Source organism: Frankia sp. CcWB2 (assembly GCF_977927585.1).
Map to the genome: position 1 here is coordinate 1 of NZ_CDWRCM010000166.1, position 3,809 is coordinate 3,809.

Consider the following 3,809-nt stretch of genomic DNA (forward strand, 5'->3'; position numbering starts at 1 on the left):
TCTCCGACGTCCCGACGATCGGCACCCCCAACAGGTCGAACCCCCCGCGTTCCGGGGAGTCGTGGCTGTGCCGGCCGGGCGAGCGGTCGAGCACGACACCGACGACCGACCAGCCCGACGTCGGATCCCGCTGGGCCAGCCGGACCAACGCCGCCGCGGAGTCTCCCGCCCCGACCACCAGCACCCGGTGCAGGCAGCGGCCCGCCCGGCGCATCCGGTGCAGGTAGCCGCGCGCGGCGGCGCGGCCGGCCACGGTCAGCAGCAGCGCCGCCGGGAAGGCGATCAGCACGTAGGCACGCGCGAGCTCGGCCTTGGTCGCATAGGACAGGACGGCCACCACCGCGGTGAGCTGCGCGGCGGCGTTGAGGACCCGGCGGAACTCCTCCGAGCCACTGCCGAGGAACCGGCTCTCGTACGCCCGGCTCAGGTACATCGACAACACCCATGCGACGGGCAGCAGGATCGACATGGCGACATACGGCGTCGCGGAGACCGGCTTCAGGTCGAACTCGACCAGTCCGCCGAACCGGACCAGGTAGGCCACTCCCGCCGCGACCACGCAGGCGACCGCGTCGGAGCCCACGAGCAGCCAGCCGTACGGCCGTTCCCAGCGAACCTTCGCCCGGTAGCCGACGGCACCGTCGGACGCTCGGTCCGCGCCGGGGTCCGCGCCCACCTCGTAGCGGTCGTACCAGGCGGGCCCATCGGCCCCGTCGAGCGGTTTCGGGATGGCATCCGTGCCCGGCCCCGCGGCCAACCCCACCTGTGCATGGCTGAAGACAGTGCCCGTCACCTGGCAGACCCCCCACGGCCGCAACATCTTCGGACCGACGACGGGGAGAACACTGGTTGGCGCCGACAACGCGTGTCACCTGTGTATCGACGCGCCCCGGCCTGGTGCCGAGCCCCCGAACCCGCCGCACCACCGACCATCCGGACCCCCCATCCGACCGGCACTGCACGTACGCGCGTAACTCTAACGTGCCGAGATGGGAGGATCCACGGCGTCAACCCCCGATGACTCATACGCGTAACAAAAATCGCAACTAGGCGTCCAGCGACACCACGGTCAAGCAACACCGGACAGGTACGCCCGTAGCAGCCGCTCGGCCTCGTCGATCGCGGCGAGCTCGACGTACTCGTCCCGGGTATGGGCCAGGTTGGGATCGCCCGGCCCGTAGTTGAGCGCCGGGATTCCGAGCTCGGCGAAGCGCGCCACGTCCGTCCAGCCGTACTTCGCCACCGGCACTCGACCGGTGGCGGCGACGAACGCCGCCGCGGGCGGGGCGGCGAGCCCGGGCAGCGCCCCGCCAGCGAGATCGGTGACCTCGACGTCGTAGCCCCCCAACACCTCGCGGACATGCGCCACCGCCTCGTCGGGGCCGCGGTCCGGGGCGAACCGGAAGTTTACCGTGACCTGGCACCGGTCGGGGATCACGTTGCCCGCTACCCCACCGTCGATCCGCACCGCGCAGAGCCCCTCGCGGTAAGTGCAGCCGTCCAGCGTCACCGTCCGCGCCCGGTAGCCGGCGAGGCGGCGGAGCAGATCGCCGGCCTTGTGGATGGCGTTGTCCCCGAGCCACGACCGGGCCGAGTGCGCCCGGGTGCCGGGGAGCGTCACGACCACCCGCAGGGTGCCCTGGCAACCCGCCTCGATCTCGCCGGAGGTCGGTTCCATCAGGATGGCCAGATCCGCCGCCAGCCAGTCCCGGTGCCAGGCGGCGAGCCGGCGCAGCCCGTTACGGGCCACCTCGACCTCCTCGTGGTCATAGCAGACCCAGGTGACGTCGTGACTCATCGCGCCGGGCGTGGCGACCGGGAGCGTGCCCGCGAGCCGCAGCGCGACCGCGACCCCTGCCTTCATGTCCGAGGTCCCGCAGCCGTAGAGCCGCCCGCCCACCACACGCGAGGGCAGGTTGCCCGCCAGCGGAACGGTGTCCAGATGGCCGGCGAGCAGGATCCGGCCGGGCAACCCCAGCTCGGTCCTGGCCACCACGGCGTCACCGTCCCGGTCGACCCGCAGCCCGTCCACCGCGGTGAGCGCCTTCTCCACCGCATCCGCGAGGGCGGCCTCGTCCCCACTTACCGAGGGCACGTCGACCAGCGCCCGGGTCAGCTCGCCGACGGGCGCCGTGAGGTCGAGGCTCATGCCGTCACCCTACGGCCACCGGGCCAGCGGATCGTTAACCGGCGACAGGACGCCAGCCAGCAATAAGATCGCTAACCGGTGACAGGATCGTTAGCCGGCGACGCCGTGCTCCCGCAGGATGTCGTTCAGCGCCAGCTTGTCGTGGATCTCGCCCTCGGCGAGCGTCCGCAGCACCAGGATGCAGGGCATCGCGAACTCCCCGCCCGGGAACGACTTCACCCGGTTGGAACCGACCGCGACCGCCCGCTCCGGGATCTCCCCGCGCGGGTATTCCGCGCCGGTCGTGGCGTCGAAGACATGGGTGGAGGCGGTCAGGATCGCCCCGGCGCCGAGCTTGGCCCCGCGGCGCACCCGCGCGCCGTCCACCACCATGCAGCGACTGCCGACGAAGGCGTCGTCCTCGACGACGACGGGGACCGCGTTCGGCGGCTCCAGAACCCCGCCGAGCCCGGCCCCACCGGACAGGTGCACGTTGCGGCCGACCTGGGCGCAGGACCCGACCGTGGCCCAGGTGTCGACGAGGGTGCCGGCACCGACGTAGCCGCCGATGTTGGTGTAGCTCGGCATGAGGACGGCCCCGGGCTCGACGTGCGCGCCCCAGCGCACGATCGCGCCCGGTACCACCCGCACGCCGTCGAATCGGGTCTTGAGCGGCACCCGGTCATGGAAGCGGAAGTCACCCGCGGACGACTCGACCATGGCGAGAACCTTGAAGGACAGCAGGATCGCCCGCTTGGCCCGCTCGTCAACGGCGACCGAGCCGCCCGCGGTGACCGTGGCGACCCGGGCCACGCCCGCATCGATGGCGTCGACGGCGGCCACCACGATCTTGCGGGCGTCGGCGTCGTCAGTGTTCAGCTCCGCCCGCCGTTCCCACAGTTCGTCGACGGCGGGATCGATCGGAGAGTCGAGGGATGTGTTCGAGGCGCTCACAAGCCCGACCCTACGAGGTGGCCCCGGCCTCGCGAGGTAGCGGGGCCACGGATCCGGGCCGGGTGCTAACGGATGTCCGGCTCGGCGCCCCCATAGCTACCCTGAGCGATCGGCTGACCGTAGTCGGGCCGAGCGCCGTAGTCAGGCTGCCCCGTGGCGGCGACCGGCGACAGCATCGTCATCCGTTCGGGAACCGTCGCCACCTGCGAGTCCGCAGCGGTCAGGGCGATCCGGACGTGATACCGGCCATCCTCCCCGTAAAACGTCCCGGGCGCGACGAGTATCCCGACCTCGGCCAGCGCGTCCACCGTGGCCCAGGCGTCCTCACCCCGGGTTGCCCACAGGTAGAGGCCGGCCTCGCTGTGATCGATGGTGAATCCCGCGACCGCGAGTGCCGCCGCGAGGACGGCCCGCCGGTTGGCGTAGCGCGCCCGCTGATCCGCCACATGCATGTCGTCGGCGTACGCGGCCGCCATGGCGGCCTGCACGGGCGTCGGCATCATGAAGCCGGCGTGCTTGCGGACCGCGAGGAGGCCCTCGACCAGGGCCGAGTCACCGGTGACGAACCCGGCCCGGTAGCCCGCGAGGTTGGACCGCTTCGACAGCGAATGCACTGCCAGCAGTCCCTCGTGGGAGCCGCCGCACACGTCGGGGTGCAGCACCGAGACGGGCCGGCTCTCCCAGCCCAGCTCGATGTAGCACTCGTCGCTGGCGACGATCACACCGC

Annotated in this window: 4 protein-coding genes; all 4 read right to left on the bottom strand. The window is 71.9% G+C overall.

The genetic code is table 11. The features are described from left to right. Nucleotides 1–793, bottom strand: a 793-nt coding sequence (locus ACY45C_RS16205) for a nucleoside-diphosphate sugar epimerase/dehydratase (RefSeq protein WP_462188421.1), incomplete at its 3' end; no start/stop codon positions are given. A 276-nt stretch (nucleotides 794–1,069) separates the two neighbouring features. Further along, nucleotides 1,070–2,149: a succinyl-diaminopimelate desuccinylase gene (gene dapE / locus ACY45C_RS16210; RefSeq protein ID WP_462188422.1), complete on the bottom strand. Its 1,080-nt coding sequence runs from the start codon at nucleotides 2,147–2,149 to the stop codon at nucleotides 1,070–1,072. 90 nt (nucleotides 2,150–2,239) lie between these two features. Then, on the bottom strand, nucleotides 2,240–3,082 hold the full coding sequence (locus tag ACY45C_RS16215; RefSeq protein ID WP_462188423.1) for a 2,3,4,5-tetrahydropyridine-2,6-dicarboxylate N-succinyltransferase: 843 nt from the start codon (nucleotides 3,080–3,082) through the stop codon (nucleotides 2,240–2,242). Nucleotides 3,083–3,147: 65 nt separating this feature from the next. After that, the coding region (locus ACY45C_RS16220; protein ID WP_462188424.1) for an aminotransferase class I/II-fold pyridoxal phosphate-dependent enzyme at nucleotides 3,148–3,809 on the bottom strand (662 nt) is incomplete at its 5' end.

Excerpts from the sequence above, each read along its gene's own strand:
- dapE (WP_462188422.1), bottom strand. The coding sequence starts at position 2,149 with ATGAGCCTCGACCTCACGGCGCCCGTCGGCGAGCTGACCCGGGCGCTG.